Annotated in this window: 18 protein-coding genes and 2 pseudogenes; 10 read left to right on the top strand and 10 right to left on the bottom strand. The window is 68.8% G+C overall.

What is annotated here, in order from left to right; all coding sequences use genetic code 11:
* The first annotated feature begins 273 nt into the window (after positions 1-273).
* Both N415_RS27515 and N415_RS27510 read left to right on the top strand, forming a co-directional pair.
* On the top strand, positions 274-1,908 hold the full coding sequence (locus N415_RS27515; protein ID WP_193376516.1) for an LGFP repeat-containing protein: 1,635 nt from the start codon (positions 274-276) through the stop codon (positions 1,906-1,908).
* 103 nt (positions 1,909-2,011) lie between these two features.
* Positions 2,012-3,547 (top strand): PE family protein, encoded by a 1,536-nt coding sequence (locus tag N415_RS27510; RefSeq protein WP_068188585.1) that lies wholly within the window; start codon positions 2,012-2,014, stop codon positions 3,545-3,547.
* Here N415_RS27510 and N415_RS27505 read toward each other — a convergent pair.
* The 4 genes from N415_RS27505 to N415_RS27490 are packed head-to-tail and all read right to left on the bottom strand — an operon-like array spanning position 3,544 to position 6,721.
* Complete coding sequence (locus N415_RS27505; protein ID WP_068188583.1) at positions 3,544-4,359, bottom strand: Cof-type HAD-IIB family hydrolase; 816 nt, start codon at positions 4,357-4,359, stop codon at positions 3,544-3,546. The genes N415_RS27510 and N415_RS27505 overlap by 4 nt on opposite strands.
* 19 nt (positions 4,360-4,378) lie before the next feature.
* Positions 4,379-5,164 carry a lysophospholipid acyltransferase family protein gene (locus tag N415_RS27500; protein WP_068188581.1) on the bottom strand — a complete coding sequence of 262 codons (786 nt, stop codon included), beginning with the start codon at positions 5,162-5,164 and terminating at the stop codon, positions 4,379-4,381.
* Between the two features lie 16 nt (positions 5,165-5,180).
* Complete coding sequence (locus N415_RS27495) at positions 5,181-5,948, bottom strand: 1-acyl-sn-glycerol-3-phosphate acyltransferase (protein WP_068188580.1); 768 nt, start codon at positions 5,946-5,948, stop codon at positions 5,181-5,183.
* Positions 5,948-6,721 carry a 1-acyl-sn-glycerol-3-phosphate acyltransferase gene (locus N415_RS27490; RefSeq protein ID WP_068188577.1) on the bottom strand — a complete coding sequence of 258 codons (774 nt, stop codon included), beginning with the start codon at positions 6,719-6,721 and terminating at the stop codon, positions 5,948-5,950. The genes N415_RS27495 and N415_RS27490 overlap by 1 nt, the downstream gene beginning before the upstream one ends.
* Before the next feature lie 139 nt (positions 6,722-6,860).
* Between N415_RS27490 and N415_RS27485 the strand changes: the two genes are divergently transcribed.
* Both N415_RS27485 and N415_RS27480 read left to right on the top strand, forming a co-directional pair.
* Positions 6,861-8,411 carry a Rieske 2Fe-2S domain-containing protein gene (locus N415_RS27485; RefSeq protein ID WP_068188574.1) on the top strand — a complete coding sequence of 517 codons (1,551 nt, stop codon included), beginning with the start codon at positions 6,861-6,863 and terminating at the stop codon, positions 8,409-8,411.
* Positions 8,408-8,752 carry a hypothetical protein gene (locus N415_RS27480; RefSeq protein ID WP_068188571.1) on the top strand — a complete coding sequence of 115 codons (345 nt, stop codon included), beginning with the start codon at positions 8,408-8,410 and terminating at the stop codon, positions 8,750-8,752. The genes N415_RS27485 and N415_RS27480 overlap by 4 nt, the downstream gene beginning before the upstream one ends.
* Here N415_RS27480 and N415_RS27475 read toward each other — a convergent pair.
* Complete coding sequence (locus N415_RS27475) at positions 8,749-10,311, bottom strand: NAD(P)/FAD-dependent oxidoreductase (protein ID WP_068188568.1); 1,563 nt, start codon at positions 10,309-10,311, stop codon at positions 8,749-8,751. The two genes, N415_RS27480 and N415_RS27475, sit on opposite strands and share 4 nt — an antisense overlap.
* A 67-nt stretch (positions 10,312-10,378) precedes the next feature.
* Positions 10,379-10,987 (bottom strand): TetR/AcrR family transcriptional regulator, encoded by a 609-nt coding sequence (locus N415_RS27470; protein ID WP_068103390.1) that lies wholly within the window; start codon positions 10,985-10,987, stop codon positions 10,379-10,381.
* A 71-nt stretch (positions 10,988-11,058) separates the two neighbouring features.
* Here N415_RS27470 and N415_RS27465 point away from each other — a divergent pair, with 71 nt between their 5' ends.
* Entirely contained in the window at positions 11,059-11,538 is a 480-nt protein-coding gene (locus tag N415_RS27465) for a DUF2834 domain-containing protein (RefSeq protein WP_068188565.1), read from the top strand.
* Position 11,539: 1 nt separating this feature from the next.
* Here the strand turns inward: N415_RS27465 and N415_RS27460 are convergent, their stop codons facing one another.
* Entirely contained in the window at positions 11,540-11,905 is a 366-nt protein-coding gene (locus tag N415_RS27460) for a helix-turn-helix domain-containing protein (RefSeq protein ID WP_068188562.1), read from the bottom strand.
* 58 nt (positions 11,906-11,963) lie between these two features.
* Between N415_RS27460 and N415_RS27455 the strand changes: the two genes are divergently transcribed.
* Positions 11,964-12,482 (top strand): carboxymuconolactone decarboxylase family protein, encoded by a 519-nt coding sequence (locus tag N415_RS27455; protein WP_204366847.1) that lies wholly within the window; start codon positions 11,964-11,966, stop codon positions 12,480-12,482.
* On the opposite strand, the gene serS is transcribed toward N415_RS27455, so the two are convergent.
* Positions 12,479-13,732, bottom strand: coding sequence for a serine--tRNA ligase (gene serS / locus N415_RS27450; RefSeq protein ID WP_068188556.1), 1,254 nt, complete (start codon positions 13,730-13,732; stop codon positions 12,479-12,481). The genes N415_RS27455 and serS overlap by 4 nt on opposite strands.
* 112 nt (positions 13,733-13,844) lie before the next feature.
* Between serS and N415_RS27445 the strand changes: the two genes are divergently transcribed.
* From N415_RS27445 to N415_RS31110, 3 genes and pseudogenes are all read left to right on the top strand, one after another.
* The gene (locus tag N415_RS27445; RefSeq protein WP_068188552.1) at positions 13,845-15,221 is read left to right on the top strand and encodes a septum formation family protein; all 1,377 of its coding nucleotides are present in this window, start codon (positions 13,845-13,847) and stop codon (positions 15,219-15,221) included.
* A 4-nt stretch (positions 15,222-15,225) separates the two neighbouring features.
* Positions 15,226-15,628: pseudogene (locus tag N415_RS27440) on the top strand (metallopeptidase family protein).
* A complete protein-coding gene (locus tag N415_RS31110; protein WP_081665560.1) occupies positions 15,625-15,825 on the top strand; it encodes a hypothetical protein in 201 nt (66 codons plus the stop codon). Before N415_RS27440 ends, N415_RS31110 begins: the two are co-directional and overlap by 4 nt.
* Here the strand turns inward: N415_RS31110 and N415_RS27435 are convergent.
* Together N415_RS27435 and pheA are read right to left on the bottom strand one after the other, a co-directional pair.
* Positions 15,802-16,488: a histidine phosphatase family protein gene (locus N415_RS27435; protein WP_068188550.1), complete on the bottom strand. Its 687-nt coding sequence runs from the start codon at positions 16,486-16,488 to the stop codon at positions 15,802-15,804. The genes N415_RS31110 and N415_RS27435 overlap by 24 nt on opposite strands.
* Positions 16,485-17,441 (bottom strand): prephenate dehydratase, encoded by a 957-nt coding sequence (gene pheA / locus N415_RS27430; protein ID WP_068188545.1) that lies wholly within the window; start codon positions 17,439-17,441, stop codon positions 16,485-16,487. The genes N415_RS27435 and pheA overlap by 4 nt, the downstream gene beginning before the upstream one ends.
* A 95-nt stretch (positions 17,442-17,536) precedes the next feature.
* Here pheA and N415_RS27425 point away from each other — a divergent pair.
* Positions 17,537-17,993 (top strand): annotated as a pseudogene (locus tag N415_RS27425) (DUF2470 domain-containing protein); the annotation flags it as partial.

Genomic DNA, 17,993 nt, shown 5'->3' with positions numbered 1-17,993 from the left:
GGTGCGCTGCCGGGTGCCGCGGGGGCCCTGCCGGGCGCTGCCGCCGGTGCGCTGCCGGCCGCCGCGGGTGCGCTACCGGCCGCGACCGGTGCCACCGGCGCTTTGACCGGCGCCGCCGCGCCGGTTCTGCCCCACTAGGACCGCGAGGAACCTGTCCCCTGACGGCACCGCAGAGCCCGCCCTCTGCGGTGCCGTCGAACAGGTTTTCGTGGTCCTTCAGCGCGCTAGATCGTGTCGCCTCATTAATAACACCAGAAACACAAGTAACATCAGCTGGTGTCCCGGAGTCGCGCGCCGACGATGTTGCTTACCGCCATCGCGGCGACGGTCGTCATCGTCTGCTGGGTCGGCGACGCGACGCGCGACCGGGGAACGCCGAAACCCCCGCGGCCGCCCGAGACCCAGCTGGCCGAGCAGCCACTGATCGGGCTCGGGGGTGGGGTTACGGTTCGCGAACTCAGCCAGGACACCCCGTTTTCCTTGGTGGCCCTCACCGGGGATCTCGCCGGTACGTCCACCCGGGTGCGCGCCAAGCGTTCCGACGGCTCCTGGGGCCCCTGGTACCAGACCGAATACGAGACCGCGGCCCCCGACGCCGGACCGGCGAGCGCCGGAGCCACCGAGGGCCCGCGCAGCACCGATCCGGTGTTCGTCGGCACCACGACGACGGTCCAGATCGCGGTCACTCGACCGATCGATGCGCCGACGACCCAACCGCCCCCGGCCCCGGCCAACGAGGCGGGCCTCGGATATAAGCCGGCGTCCAGGGAACAGCCCTACGCGGAGAACATCTCGGCGATCCTCATCTCCCCGCCGCAAGCGCCGGCCAGAACCCAGTGGACGCCGCCGTCGGGGGTCATGATGCCGGGCCAGCCGCCCGCCATCATCAGCCGGGCGGAGTGGGGCGCCGACGAGTCGCTGCGATGCGGTAGTCCCCAGTACGACAATGGGATTCGCGCCGCCGTCATCCATCACACCGCGGGCAGCAACGACTACTCCCCGCTGGAATCGGCCGGGATCGTCAAGGCGATTTACACCTACCACAGCAAGACCCTGGGCTGGTGCGACATCGCCTACAACGCGCTGGTTGACAAGTACGGTCAGGTCTTCGAGGGCAGCGCGGGGGGCCTGACCAAGGCCGTGGAGGCGTTCCACACCGGCGGCTTCAACCGCAACACCTGGGGTGTGGCGATGATCGGCAACTTCGATGACGTGCCGCCGACCCCCATCCAGCTGCGGACCGTGGGCCGGTTGCTCGGCTGGCGGCTGGGCATGGACGGCGTCGACCCCAAGGGCACGGTGGCCCTGGAGTCGGCCGGTAGCCACTACACCACCTTCCCGGCCGGCGCCATCGCGAACCTGCCGACCATCTTCACCCACCGCGACGTCGGCAACACCGACTGCCCCGGCAACGCCGCCTACGCGCTGATGGATGAAATCCGCGACATCGCATCGCATTTCAATGATCCTCCGGAGGAGTTGATCAAGGCGCTGCAGGGCGGCGCCATCTACGAGCACTGGCTCGCGCTCGGCGGCATGAACAGCGTCCTCGGCGCACCCACCTCGCCGGAAGACGACGCCGAAGGCGGCGCCCGCTTCGCGACCTTCGCCAAGGGCGCGATGTACTGGTCGCCCGAGACCGGCGCGCAGCCGGTGACCGGCGCCATCTATGACGCCTGGGCCTCGCTCAGCTACGAGCGCGGCCCGCTCGGGTTGCCTACCAGCGCGGAAATCCAAGAGCCGCTGCGCATTACGCAGAATTTCCAGCACGGGGTCCTGAATTACGAGCGGCTCACCGGAAACGTCACCGAGGTCGTCGACGGCATCACGACGCCGCTGCAATCGCCGAGCGGTCCCGAGGTGCCCTCCGAACACTTCTCGCTGCCGGCGCACCCCACCGCCACCTAACGACACTTTGACCGCCATTCCGGGCCGGATGTGGGCTCCGTCACACTAGGCTCGGCTTTGCCTGGCAATCACCCGGTTGATACCGAGTCGAGGGGAGACGGCGATGTCGTTCGTGATCACAGAACCGGAGCTGGTGACGGCGGCGGCCGACGACCTGGCGGGTATCCGCTCCAACCTGAGCGAGGCGACCGCGGCGGCGGCGGCCCCCACCACCGGGATCGCGGCCGCGGCCGCGGACGAGGTGTCCGCGGCGATCTCGCAGGTGTTCGGCACCTATGGCCGCGAATTCCACGCCGCCGCGGCGCAGGCGGCGGTTTTTCACGACGAGTTCGTGAGTCTCTTGAACGGTAGCGCGGCGGCGTACCTGGGCACCGAGATCGCCAACATCGAGCAGGGCCTGCTGAGCACGGTGAACGCCCCCGCCCAGGCGTTCGGCGGTGCGGCCGCCGCCTTCGTCCCGGGCGGCGCGTACGGGCAGCTGATCGCCACGACTTCGGCGAACCTGCAGTCGGTCTTCGGCGCCTGGGCGGCCGACCCCTTCCCATTCCTGCGCCAGGTCATCGCCAACCAGATGGGTTACTGGCAGCAGGCCGCGACGGCGCTCACCTACACCATCCAGAACTTCCCGACCGTGCTGGCGAACCTGCCGGCGGCCTTCCAGGCCGCCATCCAGCAACTTCTGGCGTTCAACCCGGTCACGGCCCTGCAGGGGTTCGTCACGACCCAGATCGGCTTCGCCCAGGAGTTCTTCGTCAACCTCTACGCCGCGACGACCGGCATTATCGCCGGCCTGCCCGCTTTCGGCGCGCAGCTCCAGGTGGCCCTGCAGGCCGTCCTGGCGGGCAATTACTTCGGCGCGGTGCAGGACGTGGCGCAGGCCTTTGCCAATCTCCTCGTCACGGGAGCCGACCCGGGCACCCCGCTGATCACCATTACGGGGACTCTGCTCAATCCCATTGTGAACGCCACGGTGACCCCCACACTGCTCGGCCCGCTGGGAAATCTGTTCACGCTCGCCAACATTCCCGGGCAGGAGGCACAGTACTTCACGAACCTGATGCCTCCCTCGATCCTCCGCCAGATGTCGCAGAACTTCACCAACGTGCTCAATGTGCTTACGATTCCCAGCATTTCGGCGACGGCTTCGTTACCACTGACCAATCCCACGACGGGATCGCTGAGCGCCTTCTTCGGGTTGCCGCTGGTGATCACCTACGCGGCCGCGGGTGCGCCGCTCGCGGGGCTCACCGGGCTCGCGACAAGCGCGACCGCGGTCCAGACGGCCCTGTTGGCCGGCAACCCCGTGGGGGCGCTCGGCGCACTCGTGAACGCTCCGGCCGTCGTGGCGAACGGCTTCCTCAATGGCGAAACCATCGTGGACATGACGGTGCCGGTGCCGATAACCACGCCGCTGCCGCCACCTTTCGCCAGCTTTAACGTGCCGATCACCCTGCACTTGCCTTTTGACGGCATTCTCGTTCCGCCGCACTCCATCACGGCCACTGTCGATTTCAGCGCCCTACCGCTCGGCTCGAAGGTTGATGTGACTATCTTCGGCACGCCGTTCATGGGACTGGTCCCGCTGATGGTCAATTACCTGCCCCAACAACTAGCAGCCGCAATCACGCCCGCGGGCTAGAGCCACCAGCGTTCCAGCACGCGTCCCACCCCGTCGTCGCTGTTGGGCGTGGTGACCTCGTCGGCGGCGGCCAGCACGTCGGGATGCGCGTTACCCATGGCCACACCGTGGCCCGCCCACAGCAGCATCGGGATGTCGTTGGGCATGTCGCCGAACGCCACCACCTCGTCGCTGGTGATCCCCTGCGGCTTGGCGACCTCTTCCACACCGCTGGCCTTGCTGATCCCCAGCGGCACGATCTCGACCAGGCCATTATTCGTCGAATAGGTGATATCACCTTCGATGCCAACATGTTTGGCGAGTTCGGCAGCCATGTCCGAACTGCGGGCGCCGGCCTTGCGGATCAGCAGCTTGATCGCCGGGGCGCTCAGCAGATCGGCGATCGACACCTCGGTGTTGTCCGGGTTCAGCCACGCGTGCTCGTAGCCCGGCGAGCTGATGAACTGAGGCGTCGCCGTGTCGTGGGCGCGTTCGCCGATCCGCTCGACGGCCAGCCCCGCGCCCGGGATGACGCGCGTCGCGAGCTCAGCCAACTCGGCCAGCGTGTCCACGGCCAGCGTTCGCGACGACAGCACGCGGTCGTTCGCGGGGTCGTACAGGACGGCGCCGTTGGCGCACACCGCGATTGGCGCGAAGCCGAGCGCCTCCACCACGGGCCGTATCCAGCGTGGCGGCCGGCCGGTCGCCACGACGAACTGCGTCCCGGCGGCGACGGCGGCGCGCACGGCGTCACGGGTGCGCGGGGAGATGGTCTCGCTTTCGTCGAACAAGGTGCCGTCGACGTCGCAGGCGATCAGCGCCGGCAAGGTCATTGAGCGAATCCGCTTTCTCTCAGTGGATTCCGCTTTGGGTCTGGCCCGGTCGCGTCACGCCGTCGGTGCCGGATCGTTGGATCCGCTCCTGCAATTCGGCCAACCGGATCGCCCTGGAATCGTCCTGGTTTGGCGCGGAACCGCCCAGCCGGCGCGGGACCCAGAACTCGCCCTCGGGGTGCGGATACTGCTCCTGCACCCGGTAAAGCATCGCGTTCATGGTCTGGCGCACCGCCGCGATGAGCTGCTCGGCGTTGCCCTGCGGTGCCAATGGCCGCCCGGCGGCCACGGTGATCGGAACCTTGTTGCGGAACACCTTCTTTGGATGGTCCTTGGGCCAAATCCGGTGCGCGCCCCACACGATCATGGGGATGATCGGCACCTGGGCCTCCAGCGCCATGCGGGCCGCTCCCGACTTGAACTCCCGCAGTTCATAACTGCGGCTGATGGTGGCCTCGGGATGGAGCCCGACGAGTTCACCCTCGCGCAGCTTCTGGACTGCCACCGCGTACGCCTCTTCGCCGTTCCGGCGATCCACCGGAATCAGCTGGCAGTGCTTGATCACGAAGTTGACGGCCTTCACGTCCGCCATCTCGGCCTTGATCATGAAGCGCAGCCGCCGCTTACGTTCTTTGGCGGCGATCGACGCGGGCATCCAGTCCAGGTAGCTGGTGTGATTGAGCGCGATCAAGGCGCCGCCGCGCGCCGGAATGTTCTCCAAGCCTTCGTAATTGAGCTTGGTTCCGTTCATCGCAGCGAACGCGGGAACAACGATCTCCGCCAAGCGGAAAAACGGCTCTGCCATGTTCCTCTCCTTCCCCCTAACGCGGCTGATGCGGGGCACGTTGGGCGGCCCTCCTGGCCGACCGTGCCGCCGCCTCGTCGGCCTCTATCTGCGCCGCCTCGGCCAAGGTCGGCGCGCTGCCGCCGAGCCGGCGCGGCACCCAGTAGGCGCCGGCGGGGTGCGGATAGTCTTGCTGCGCCCGGTGCAGCAGCGCCGTCATCGATTCGCGCAGCGCGGCATTGGTGGACTCGATGTCTCCGGCGGCCCGCAAGGGCGCCCCCACCTGCACGCTGATCGGCAGCTTCTTGCGGCCGACGTTCCGAGGATGGTCCTTGGTCCAGATGCGATGCGCACCCCAGACGATCACCGGGACAATCGGGACGTCGGCCTCGGCGGCCATCCGGGCCGCGCCCGTCTTGAACTCCTTCAGCTCGAAGCTGCGGCTGATCGTGGCCTCCGGGTAGACACCGACCAGCTCGCCCTCGCGCAGCCGCCGCACGGCCACCGCGTAGGCATCCGCACCGGCGCCACGGTCCACGGGAATGGTGCGGGTGTGCTTGATCAGGAAATTGACCACCTTCACCTGCTGCATCTCGGCTTTGATCATGAATCTAAGCCGACGGCGGCGGCGATGCACGGCTAATGCGGCAGGAAGAAAGTCGACATAGCTGGTGTGGTTGATCGCGATCACGGCCCCGCCGCGGTCGGGAATGCTCTCCTCCCCGCTGTAGCTGATGCGCGTGCCGGTGGCCAGGACGACGAGCTGGGCCAGGATCTCGAGCGCGCGAAAGGTCGGCTCCGCCATTACTGCTCCGGTGGTGGCCCGGCGGCCCGGGCGCGGCGGGCAGCCCTCTCGGCGGCCTCCTCGGCGTCCATGCGGGCCGCCTCAGCTAACGATGGGGCGCCGCCTCCCAACCGGCGCGGCACCCAGTATTCCCCGGCCGGGTGGGGTCCATACTGTTCCTGGGCCCGCTCCAGCAAATGCTGCATCCGGGAATGCAACAGCCCCTTCAGTTCCTCGACGGCCAGCGTCGGCTCGATCGGCTCGCCGGCGAGCACCACGATCGGCACCTTCGGGCGCCACAGCTTCTTGGGGTGCCCCTTGGTCCAGATCCGCTGCGCGCCCCAGACGATGTGCGGAACGATCGGGACGCCCGCGTCGACCGCCATCCGGGCCGCCCCCGACTTGAATTCCTTGATCTCGAAGCTGCGGCTGATCGTGGCTTCGGGGTAGACACCCACCAGCTCACCGTCTTTGAGGTTCCTGACGGCGGCTTCGTAGGACGCGGCCCCGTCCTGTCGGTCCACCGAGATGTGCCGCAGGCTGCGCATGATCGGCCCGGTGATCTTGCTGTCGAAGACCTCCTGCTTGGCCATGAACCGCACCTTGCGCCCGAGGCCCTGCTTGTAGGCGGGCAGTCCCGCGAAAGTGAAGTCCAGGTAGCCGGTGTGGTTGATCGCGATGACGGCACCGCCGGTCTTCGGCAGGTTCTCGACGCCCGAGACGGAGATCTTGAGACCCTGGATGCGCCAGACCAGGCGGGCGAGCTGGATGACAGTCCCGTATACCGGTTCCACAGCGCTTCAGCCTAGTGCTCCGGGCTGTGCAACGCCTCAAGCGCTGGAGCCCGGCGACGCAGGCCGCCCGAAGACGCGGCGTCGCGCTAAGCTCGGGGCCTGACGAGCCGTCCACCCCCAACGTCCCCGAAAGGCATCAGTGCAGGTCACGAGCGTAGGCCACGCCGGATTCCTGATCGCGACCCGCGCGGGCAACATCCTTTGTGACCCCTGGGTCAATCCCGCCTACTTCGCGTCCTGGTTCCCGTTCCCGGACAACAGCGGGCTGGACTGGGACCAACTGGGCGACTGCGACTACCTGTACGTCTCGCACCTGCACAGGGACCACTTCGACGCCAAGAATCTGCGCGAGCACGTCAACAAGGACGCGGTGGTGCTGCTGCCCGACTTCCCGGTGCCCGACCTGCGAAACGAGCTGCAAAAGCTGGGGTTTCACCGGTTTTTCGAGACCACCGACTCGACCACGCACCGGCTCAGTGGGCCCAAGGGCGACCTGGACATCATGATCATCGCCCTGCGCGCGCCGGCCGACGGCCCGATCGGCGATTCGGCGCTGGTCGTTTCCGACGGCGAGACAACGGTTTTCAACATGAACGACGCCCGGCCGGTGGATCTGGAGGTGTTGGCCGCGGACTTCGGCCAGGTCGACGTGCACCTGCTGCAGTACTCCGGGGCGATCTGGTACCCGATGGTCTACGACATGCCGGCCCGTGCCAAGGAGTCGTTCGCCAGCCAAAAGAGGCAGCGTGGCATGGACCGCGCCCGTCAGTACATCGCCCAGGTCGGGGCGACCTGGGTCGTGCCGTCGGCCGGGCCGCCGTGCTTCTTGGACCCCGAGCTGCGCCACCTCAACGACGACCACGGCGATCCGGCCAACATCTTTCCCGACCAGGTGGTGTTCCTCGAGCAGATGCGCGCGCACGGGCACGAGCGCGGCCTGCTGATGATGCCCGGGTCGACCGCGGACTTCACCGGCTCGACGCTGAATTCGCTGACCCATCCGCTGCCCGACGACCAGGTCGAGGCCATCTTCACCACCGGAAAAGCGGCCTACATCGCCGAGTACGCCGAGCGGATGGCCCCGGTGCTGGCCGCCGAGCGCGCGAGCTGGGCCCCGGCGGCGGGCGAGCCGCTGCTGGAACAACTGCGCGCGCTGTTCGAGCCGATCATGCTGCAAAGCGACGAGATCTGCGACGGCATCGGCTATCCCGTCGAACTGGTCATCGGCCCTGAGGCGGTGATCCTGGACTTCCCGAAAAGAACTGTGCGCGAACGGATTCCCGACGAAAAGGTCCGCTACGGCTTCGCTATCGCGCCCGAATTGGTGCGCACCGTGCTGCGCGATCACGAACCCGACTGGGTCAACACCATCTTCTTGTCCACCCGGTTTTCCGCCTGGCGGGTGGGCGGCTACAACGAGTACCTGTACACGTTCTTCAAGTGCCTGACCGACGAACGCATCGCCTACGCCGACGGCTGGTTCGCCGAGACCCACGACGACTCCGCGTCGATCACCATGGACGGCTGGGAGATTCAGCGCCGATGCCCCCACCTCAAGGCCGACCTGTCGAAATTCGGTGTGATCGAGGACGACACCTTGACCTGCAACCTGCACGGGTGGCAGTGGCGGCTGGGCGACGGCCGCTGCCTGACCGCGCGCGGGCATGAGCTGCGAAGCACTCGGAAATGAACGCCAGCTACGGCCACTCCTACGACGACGGCCTGGTCCAGCTGGATCGCGCGGCGATCACGTTGCGCCGCTACCACTTTCCGTCCGGCACGTCGAAGGTCATCGCGCTGGACGCCATCGACGGCTACAAGGCCGAGGGGTTGGGCATGTTCATGCAGCGCTTCCGCATCTGGGGCAGCTCCGACCTGCGCCGCTGGCTGCCCCTGGACGTGCAACGGCCGTTCAAGTCCACCTTGATCACCTTGGACGTCCCGGGGACCTGGCCCAGCCCGGCGTTCACGCCGGCGCGCCCGGACGAGTTCGTCGCACTGCTGGACGAACTGCTGGGCGAGCGCGGTTAGCGGCCCAAGTCCTCCAGCGCCGCGCGGGCGGCGTTGTAGCCGGGGATGAACGTGATTCCCGGGCCACCGTGGCAGCCGGCACCGCCGAGGTACAGCCCCTGGATCGGGATCGGTTGGCCGCGAAAGCCTCTCGGGCCCGGCCGGTTCGGCCCGATCTGGTCCGAGCTCAACAGGCCGTGGCAGTAGTCGCCACCGGGGGCGCCGAACATCACGCCCATGTGCCGGGGCGTGAACGTGGTGTGCCGGATGATGCTGCGCTCGAAGTTCGGCGCGAGCCGGGTGATCTTGTCGATGACCCGCTGGCCCATTTCGACCTTCGTTTGGCCGTAGTCCGCCCCGCCCTCGATCGGGAACCACAGCGCGAACGCCGACGCGGCGTGCTTGCCCGCGGGCGCCAGGTCCGGATCGTTCTGCGAGGGGATCTGCAACACCACCGTCGGGTCAGCCGGCACGATCCCGCGCCGGGCATCCTCCCACTGCTGCTGGACTTCCTCGGGGGTGCAGAAGAGGCCGATCGAGGCCTGCATCGCCGGCTCGTTGAGCGCCTCGTACGGCGCGGCGAACTGGGGGGCCTCGTCCAGCGCGAAGTGCATCTGCAGGTAGCTGCCGCGGTGGTCGATCCCCGCGTACCGCTCGCGGATGTCCGCGGGCAGCGCCGCGGGGTCGATCATCTCGTTGAGCGTCAGGTCCGGCGCGAGGTTCGAGACGACGACCGGTGCGGTCACGGTGTCGCCCGCCTCGGTGCGCACGCCGGTCACCCGCCCGTCGGCGACCAGGATCTCGGTCACCTTGGTGCGCAGCCGCACCTCGCCGCCCAGGCTCTCCAGCAGCCGGGCGAGGTGCGCGGTGAGCGCGCCGATGCCGCCGCGCAGCTTCTTCATCTGCATGGTGTCCCCGTCGGGAACCCCGAGGCCGAAGGCCAGGGCGGCCGCGCTGCCCGGGGTGGACGGACCGCGGTACAGGGTGTTGACGGCCAGCACGGTCATCGAGCCGCGCAGCGCGCCGTGCTTCTCGCGGTCCGGCAGGTAGCGGTCCAGCACGTCGGTGACCGACCCGAACAGCATGTCGTCGATCGCCGAGCGCTCGAATTCGTTGGTGGCGCAGGCGTACATCTCGTCGAAAGTCTTGGGCTCCGTGCCCGCCTCGAATCGGCCGAGCGCCCGGGTGGGCGCCTGGCTCCAGGCCATCAGGCCGGCCATCCCGTTGACGGCGTCCGCGCCGTGCACCTCGTTGAGGTGGGTGAACAACTTGATCGGGTCGCTGTACTGGACCAGCGGGTCGTCACCGACGCCGCGCACCGCGACCGACATCACCTCCAGGTCGAGCGTCTCGAGGGTGTCCAGGCCCAGTTCCTCGACGACCACCGACGCCGTCGGGAACTGCACCGAGCCGGCGATCTCGAATTGGTACCCGTCGAAAAGCTCGACGGTGGAAGCCATCCCACCGGCATACAGCTTGGCGTCCAGGCACACCGTTCGCAGCCCGGCCTTCTGCAGCAGCACCGCCGCGGCCAACCCGTTGTGTCCCGCGCCGATGACGATCGCGTCGTATTCAGTCATGTCCCTGCCCTCCAGGAATGGAGGCTGGCATGCCCGCGAAGTTTTGTCAATTATGACGAAACCGGGGTCACGTCCAGGCGTCGGTGATGCCGGCCCGTAGCGACTCGAGCGCGACGTGGGATACCCGCGCCAGCTCGCCCAACGACCGATCGTCGCCGAGCATCCAGAACTCCATCGCACCGAACACCGCGGCCGCGATGCAGCGTGCGGTGACCGCGGCGCGCAGCCGGGCGTCCGGCGTGGCGGCCGCGGCGCAGCTACGCCGGTGCAGCTGCTCCTGGACGGCGTTGGCGAAGTCGGCCTGCACTTCCTGGATGTGGCGGACGATGCGGCCGGGATCGATCTCGCCACCCCGCAGCGCGGCAATCTTCGTCACGGCCTCAACGTCATACGGGAACGAGAAGACGGCCGACTGCACGGAATCGATGATCGGTTCGTCGGCGGGACGGGCGTCCAGCGCGGCGCGGAACCAGTTCAACCCGGTGTAGTCGGCAAACAGCAGGTCGTGCTTGGACCGGAAGTGGCGATAGAACGTCCGCAGCGACACCCCCGCGTCCGCCGCGATCTGCTCGGCCGACGTCTCCTCGACGCCCTGCGCGAGGAACCGCACCAGGGCGGCCTGTATCAGCGCCTCCCGGGTGCGTTCGCTGCGGGCCGTCTGCGCGGGCCTGACCATGCTCAGTAAGGTACCCCAGGTTTTGTGTGTCAATATTGACAAAACTTCGGGATGAGGGTGACACTTCGCCCATGATCTGGCTCTACATTCACGCAATCCTCGGGATCGCCGTCATCGGCTGGATTATCGCGTCGAACCCGAAGATTTACGCCAAACCCGCCGACGGACCGTGGTTCTCGCCGCTGGAACTCGTGTACTACGCGGCGGGCATCGCCTCGATCGTGCTGGGCTGGTACTTCAACATCCACTTCGTGCTCGCCGCGCACGGCGAGGGCAGCATCGTCTCGGGTCCGGCCAGCTACCCGCACTTCCTGGCGCAGCAGTTCGGCAACCCGGCGGCGGGTTCGGGTAGCCAGGACTACATCATCGCGAATGTCATTCTGCTGCCGGTGTTTACGATCGTGGACGGCTACCGGCGCGGCGTGCGGCGGCCGTGGTTGTTCTTCGTGGCCAGCTTCTTCACCAGCTTTTCCTTCCCGCTGGCCTGGTACTTCGCCACGGCGGAACGGGTGCGCCGCCACGAGCGCAGCCGCGAGCCGGTGAACGCCTGACTCAGCGAGCCGTCTCGGCCCATCGCGCGGCCCAGCGCTCCAGCGGGGTCAGGGCCTTGCCGAGGGAGCGGCCCGCCTCGCTCAGTTCGTAGCTCTGGTCGTCCCGTTGGACGACCAGGCCCGCATCGGTCAGCTCGCCGAGGCGGTCGTAGAGAACGCTGGGCGACATGCCGTCGCAGCGGTCGCGCAACGAGCGGGCCCCGAGCGGGCCGTCCCGAAGCTCCCACAGGATGCGCAGCGACCAGCGCCGCCCGAGCAGGTCGAGGGCGGCCATCAGCGGACGCCCCGTCGTCGACCCGCGCACTGGGGTGCCCGGGCGGACCCCCGATTGACGTTTCGATTTCCGTAACGTAGTTTCGTCTTTCATGGTTACGGAAATAGTAACGCCTCGGATCGGCGCGCTCGAACCCCCGTATGAGCCGGCGGTGGCCGCTCAGCTGGACAAGATGATGCCGCCGGGCGTGCCGCCGATCGCGTTGTTTCGGGCCGTGGTGCGGAACCTGCCCATGGCCGAGGCCATGACGCTGTGGGGCAGCTATGAGCTGAGCCGCGCGCTGTCGCTGTCGCTGCGCGACCGCGAGATCGTCATCGACCGCACCTGCGCGCGGTGTGCGTGCGAGTACGAATGGGGCGTGCACATCGCCTTTTTCGCGGAAAAGGCGCGCCTCGGCGAAGACCAGGTCCGTTCCCTGACCCATGGGGGTCCCGAGGACCCATGCTGGGCCGCCGAGCGCGATCGGCTGTTGATTCGCGCGGTCGACGCGCTGTGCGACCACCGCGACATCGGCGACGCCCTGTGGGCGGCCCTGCGCGACGAGTTCGACGAACGCGAGATTCTCGACCTCACCATGCTGTGCGGCTGGTATCACGCGATCAGCTTCACCGCGCGCGCCGCCCGCGTGCCGCTGGAGGCGGGCAGCCCCACCTTCGCCGACGTCGGTTAGGGCTCGAGCAGTTCGGTGCCGACGAACGGCACCAGCGCGGCCGGCACCCGCACGCTCCCGTCGGGCCGCTGGTGGTTCTCCAGGATCGCCACCAGCCACCGGGTGGTACCGAGCGTGCCGTTGAGCGTGGCGGCGATCTGCGGCTTGCCGTTGTCGTCCCGGTAGCGCGTCGCCAGCCGGCGCGCCTGAAACGTCGTGCAGTTCGACGTCGACGTCAGCTCGCGGTAGGTCCCCTGGGTGGGAACCCATGCCTCACAGTCGAATTTGCGCGCCGCCGACGAGCCGAGGTCTCCCGCGGCCACGTCGATCACCCGATACGGCACCTCGATCAGGGCCAACATCTCGCGCTGCCAACCCAGCAGCCGCTGATGTTCGGCCTCGGCATCGTCGGGGGTGCAGTAGACGAAGCCCTCCACCTTGTCGAACTGGTGCACCCGGATGATGCCGCGGGTGTCCTTGCCGTAGCTGCCGGCCTCCCGCCGGAAGCACGAGGACCAGCCCGCGTAGCGGCGGGGCCCGCCGGACAGGTCCAGGATTTCGTCGGAGTGGTAGCCGGCGAGCGGTACCTCGGAGGTTCCCACCAGGTAGAGGTCGTCGGCCTCGACCCGGTACACCTCCTCGGCGTGGGCGCCCAGAAATCCGGTGCCCGCCATCACCTCCGGGCGCACCAGCACCGGCGGGATCATCGGGACGAAGCCGTTGTCGACGGCCAGCCGCAGCGCCAGCTGCAGCAGGCCGAGCTGCAACAGGGCGCCCCGGCCGGTCAGGAAGTAGAACCGCGATCCGGCCACCTTGGCGCCGCGCTGCATGTCGATGAGGCCCAGCGACTCGCCGAGTTCCAAATGGTCCCTGGGGTTTTCGATCACCGGCGGCTCGCCGACGACGTCCAGCACGCGGTAGTCGTCCTCGCCGCCGGCGGGGACCCCGTCGACGACGACGTTCGAGATCGCCATGTGTGCCGCGGTGAACGCCGCCTCGGCGTCGGCCTGCGCGGCCTCCGCGGCCTTCACCTGCTCGGCGAGCTCCTTGGCGCGCTGCAGCAGGCCCGGGCGTTCCTCGGGCGACGCGGCGCCCACGCTCTTGCTGGCGGCCTTCTGTTCGGCGCGCAGGCCGTCGGCGGCCGAAATCGCCGAGCGGCGCGCGGCGTCGGCTGCCAGCAGGGCGTCCACGAGGGCCGGGTCCTCGCCACGGCTGACTTGCGAACGGCGCACGGCATCGGGGTCTTCCCGGAGCAGCTTCAGGTCGATCACGGCCCCGACACTACTTTTGCGGCCCCGACGAGATGGCAGAGCACCCCGCCAATGCCGGCCCCACATACCACATCAGTAACTTTTGTCACGCCACTCAGGGGGCCCTGTCAGAATGGAGCCGATGTCGCAAGCGCCGGAGAAGGAAGTTTCGGAAGCCAGCGCCTCCAGTTCGGAGAACGCCGGCTCCCGCGACGACGCGACGAAGCAACCGCCGAGCAGCTTCCGCTGGCCGCGGGGGTTGCAGGCGACGGCGACCAGGCGGGCGCTGTTGCTGACCGCGCTCGGCGGCCTGCTGATCGCCGGACTGGTCACCGCGATCCCAGTCGGCGGCGGCCCGGGGCGGCTGGCCGGCTACATCGACCCGGTGCCCAGCACCGGAACCAAGAGCGACGCCGCGTTCAATCGCGCCAAGGGCGGCGATTGCCTGATGTGGCCGGACGCCACCCCCGAGTCCGCGAGCATCGTCAACTGCACCGAGGACCACAAGTTCGAGGTCGCCGAGTCCGTCGACATGCGGACCTTCCCCGGCTCGGAGTACGGGCCCAGCGCCGCTCCCCCGTCGCCCGCCCGGATCCAGCAGATGACGCAGGAACAATGCGAGCCCGCGGTCCACAATTACCTGGGCCCCAAGTTCGATCCCAACAGCAAGTTCATGGTCAGCCTGCTGTGGGCCGGTGACCGAGCCTGGCGCCAGTCCGGTGACCGCCGCATGCTGTGCGGCCTGCAACTCCCGGGTGGCAACAATCAGCAGCAGGCGTTCAAGGGCAAGGTCGCCGACGTGGACCAGTCCAAGGTCTGGCCCACCGGCACCTGCCTGGGCATCGACCCGGCGATCAACCAGCCCACGGATGTCCCGGTCGACTGCGCGACGCCGCACGCGATGGAAGTCACCGGCACGGTGAACCTGGCCGAGAAGTTTCAAGGTCCGCTGCCCGCCGAGCCCGACCAGGACGGGTTCATCAAGGACGCGTGCACCAAGATGACGGACGCGTACCTGGCGCCGACCAAACTGCGCACCACCACCCTGACGCTTATCTACCCGACCGTGTCGCTGCCGAGTTGGTCAGCGGGTAGCCGCGAGGTCGCGTGCAGCATCGGCGCCACGCTGGGCAACGGCGGCTGGGCCACGCTGGTGAACAGCGCCAAGGGCAAGCTGCTGATCAACGGCCAGGCGCCGATCGCCCCACCCGACATTCCCGAGGAGCGGCTGACGATGCCGCCGATCCCGGTTCAGGCGCCGAGCCAGCCCACCCAGGCCAGCACCGCGCCCGACGCCATACCGCCGAACAACCAGCACCTGCCCGGGCAGCAGCCGGCCGTAACGCAACCGCAAGCGCCCGCAACGCAGGCCCCGGCCCCGCAGGACGTCCCGCCCCCGCAGGACGGCGGGGCGCCCCCACCGGCCAACCCGGCGCCGCAGGCGCCCAACCCGCCGGCGGAGGCGCCGCCACCCGCGCCGGCCGAACCGGCGCCGGCCCCGGCGGGCTAGCCGCGTGCCCGTGCGGATGGATCCGCGCCGGTTCGACGAGCTGGTCTCCGATGCGCTCGATTTGATCCCGCCCGAATTGGCGGCCGCGATGGACAACGTCGTCGTGCTCGTCGAGGACCGCCACCCCGAGGACGCCGAACTGCTCGGGCTGTACGAAGGGGTGGCGCTGACCGAGCGCGACTCCGACTACGCCGGCTCGCTGCCGGACGCCATCACGATCTACCGCGAGGCGCTGCTGGACGTCTGCGACTCCGACGACGACGTCGTCGAGGAGGTGGCGATCACGGTGATCCACGAAATCGCCCACCACTTCGGCATCGACGACAACCGGCTGGAGGAACTGGGCTGGGCCTGACGGGCGCGGCAACCCGCTTTCGCCCGGACCGGATGTTATGAACGGGTCATGAGCGCTGAGTGCCGCGAGTGCCGGGCGGGCTTAGACCACTGCCACGGCACCATCATTCGTCATTCGTTGCACCGATGGGAGTGCACCGAGCCGGACTGCGACAGCCCCGAGCTGGTGGTGCACACGTTCGTCGTCGACTGCGACGCCGTCGGCTGCGGGTGTGCGGAAGAGTCGTCAGCCCATCGGATCGGTGCTTGAGCCGACCGCGTCGGCGACCGGGCTCGCGTCGGCCTGGGGGTAGAACGGCGGCGTCAAGGACCCCCAGCGCACGCAGCTCCACCGCCCGTCGGTGATCGGGGCGAGCACCACCGAATCGGCGTTCTCCAGGTGGTTGTCCAGCGCGAAATTGCCGTCCACCCCGGCCAGGACCGCGGAGGCCAGCCGGATCGCCGCGCCATGACTGACGACGACGATGTCGCCGTTCCAGCCGTGGTCGTCGAGGTAGCGCAGCCGCAGCTCGGTCAGCACCGGCACGTAGCGGTCCAGGACGTCGTTGCCGGTCTCCCCGCCCGGCAGGGGCACGTCGAGATCGCCGCGATGCCACTGCTCGTAGATCGCGTTGAATTCCGCGACCGCCTCGTCGTCGCTGCGGTCTTCCAGCTTGCCGACCTGCACCTCGTGAATGCCGGTGAACTGCACGGCGCCCATCTCGAGTTCGGCGCCGATCACCTGGGCCGTCTGCGACGCCCTCGTGGCCACAGAGTGCGCGAGCATCGCCGGGCGCCCCGAGCCGCGGGCGAACGCGCGGGCCTGGTCGCGGCCCAGCGGCGTCAGCTCGGCCCCGGGCGGCCTCGTGTCGAGCCGGCGCTCGACGTTGCCGTAGGACTGCCCGTGCCGCAACAACACCAAGCGACCGCTCATCGCGCCGACCCCCCGGTCTCGAAACTCTGCTCGGGCTTGCCTTCCCGCAGCCGCGCGAGCCAGCGCGCCGCCTCGTCCTCCGGCGGTGGCAGCACCCCGGCGGCCGATCCGGTCGGCCAGGAACCCAGGTATCTCACATCCGCACAACGACGGTGCAGCGCCTTGAGTGCCTCGGCGACGGCGCCGTCGTCGATGTGGCCGACACAATCGGCGAAGAACAGGTAGGTTCCGAGTTCCGTTCTGGTCGGCCGGGATTCGATCCGGGTCAGGTCGATGCCGCGGATGCCGAATTCGGCCAGCGCGGACAGCAGCGCGCCCGGCACGTTGTCGATGCGCAGCACCACCGACGTTCGATCCGCTCCGGTGCGGGCCGGCGGCGGCCCGGGCAGCCCGATCAGGACGAAGCGGGTGCGGGCATTCGGTTCGTCGACGACGCCGTCGGCCAGCGACCCCAGCCCCCAATGCTCGGCGGCCAGCGGCGAGGTGACCGCGGCGTCGGCCTGTCCCTCGGCCACCTGGCGCGCCGCGTCGGCGTTGGAGTAGGCCGGCCGCAGCTCGACGCCGGGCAGGTGGGCGGCCAGCCACTGCCGCACCTGCGCCACCGCCACCGGGAACGCCGCCAGCGTGCGGACGTCGGCCGCGCCGAGACCCGCCTTGACGACGATGCTGAAGGCCACGTCCAGGGTGGTCTCGGCGAACACCTGCAGGGGCGAGCCGATCGCCAGGCTATCCAGCGTGGGTATCACCGAGCCGTCGATCGAGTTCTCGATCGGCACGCACGCGTAGTCGGCGTCGCCGTCGCGGACCGCGTTCAGCGCCGCGGGCGTGCTCTCGAACGGCATCGTGCGCACGGCCCCAGGTCCCTGGTCGGGGACGAGGCCGGCGGCCGTGATTTGCAGCAGCGCCGCCTCCGTGAACGTCCCTTCGGGACCGAGGTATGCGATGCGGACCACGCCCCAACCCTAACGGCGCGCCACGTCAAACGGGTCTTGCGACGGGATGGGTCGTAAGTTAACTTAGGCTTACCTAATTCGCCTCGAGGAGTCCGATGATTTCGCTGAGCCACCCCGCACCGACGACCGCAGAACGCATCCGCAGCGCCTGCGCCAAGGCTGCCGGCGCGCTCCTGGCCATCGAGGGCGCGGACCCCATCGCCACCCCGGTGCACCACCTGCTGGCCGACGGATCCTTCGCGGTCGTCCTCCCGGCCCCGCGCGACCGCCTGATCTCCGGATCGCAGGCGCTGCTGGAGCTGACGGACTATGCGCCGCTGCCGGTGCGCGAGCCGGTCCGTTCGTTGGTGTGGGTGCGCGGCCGCCTGCAGGAGGTCCCGGACGACGCGGTGACCGGCACGCTGGACCTGATCGCCACCGAGGACCCGAATCCGGCCTTGCTAGAGGTGGAGACCCCGCGGTCGGCGGCGCGCGCGGGAGGGCCTCGGTACCGGCTGCTGCGCCTGGAGATCGACTCGGTGGTCGTCACCGACGCCACCGGCGCCGAGCCGG

Source organism: Mycobacterium sp. UM_CSW, assembly GCF_000455205.1.
GTDB lineage: Bacteria > Actinomycetota > Actinomycetes > Mycobacteriales > Mycobacteriaceae > Mycobacterium.
The sequence above is the reverse complement of the archived record's forward strand: the minus strand, read 5'-3'. Positions and strand labels throughout refer to the sequence as shown.

Excerpts from the sequence above, each read along its gene's own strand:
- N415_RS27510 (WP_068188585.1), top strand. The coding sequence starts at position 2,012 with ATGTCGTTCGTGATCACAGAACCGGAGCTGGTGACGGCGGCGGCCGAC.
- N415_RS27505 (WP_068188583.1), bottom strand. The coding sequence starts at position 4,359 with ATGACCTTGCCGGCGCTGATCGCCTGCGACGTCGACGGCACCTTGTTC.
- N415_RS27500 (WP_068188581.1), bottom strand. The coding sequence starts at position 5,164 with ATGGCAGAGCCGTTTTTCCGCTTGGCGGAGATCGTTGTTCCCGCGTTC.
- N415_RS27495 (WP_068188580.1), bottom strand. The coding sequence starts at position 5,948 with ATGGCGGAGCCGACCTTTCGCGCGCTCGAGATCCTGGCCCAGCTCGTC.
- N415_RS27480 (WP_068188571.1), top strand. The coding sequence starts at position 8,408 with ATGAACGCCAGCTACGGCCACTCCTACGACGACGGCCTGGTCCAGCTG.
- N415_RS27475 (WP_068188568.1), bottom strand. The coding sequence starts at position 10,311 with ATGACTGAATACGACGCGATCGTCATCGGCGCGGGACACAACGGGTTG.
- N415_RS27470 (WP_068103390.1), bottom strand. The coding sequence starts at position 10,987 with ATGGTCAGGCCCGCGCAGACGGCCCGCAGCGAACGCACCCGGGAGGCG.
- N415_RS27465 (WP_068188565.1), top strand. The coding sequence starts at position 11,059 with ATGATCTGGCTCTACATTCACGCAATCCTCGGGATCGCCGTCATCGGC.
- N415_RS27460 (WP_068188562.1), bottom strand. The coding sequence starts at position 11,905 with ATGAAAGACGAAACTACGTTACGGAAATCGAAACGTCAATCGGGGGTC.
- N415_RS27445 (WP_068188552.1), top strand. The coding sequence starts at position 13,845 with ATGGAGCCGATGTCGCAAGCGCCGGAGAAGGAAGTTTCGGAAGCCAGC.
- N415_RS31110 (WP_081665560.1), top strand. The coding sequence starts at position 15,625 with ATGAGCGCTGAGTGCCGCGAGTGCCGGGCGGGCTTAGACCACTGCCAC.
- N415_RS27435 (WP_068188550.1), bottom strand. The coding sequence starts at position 16,488 with ATGAGCGGTCGCTTGGTGTTGTTGCGGCACGGGCAGTCCTACGGCAAC.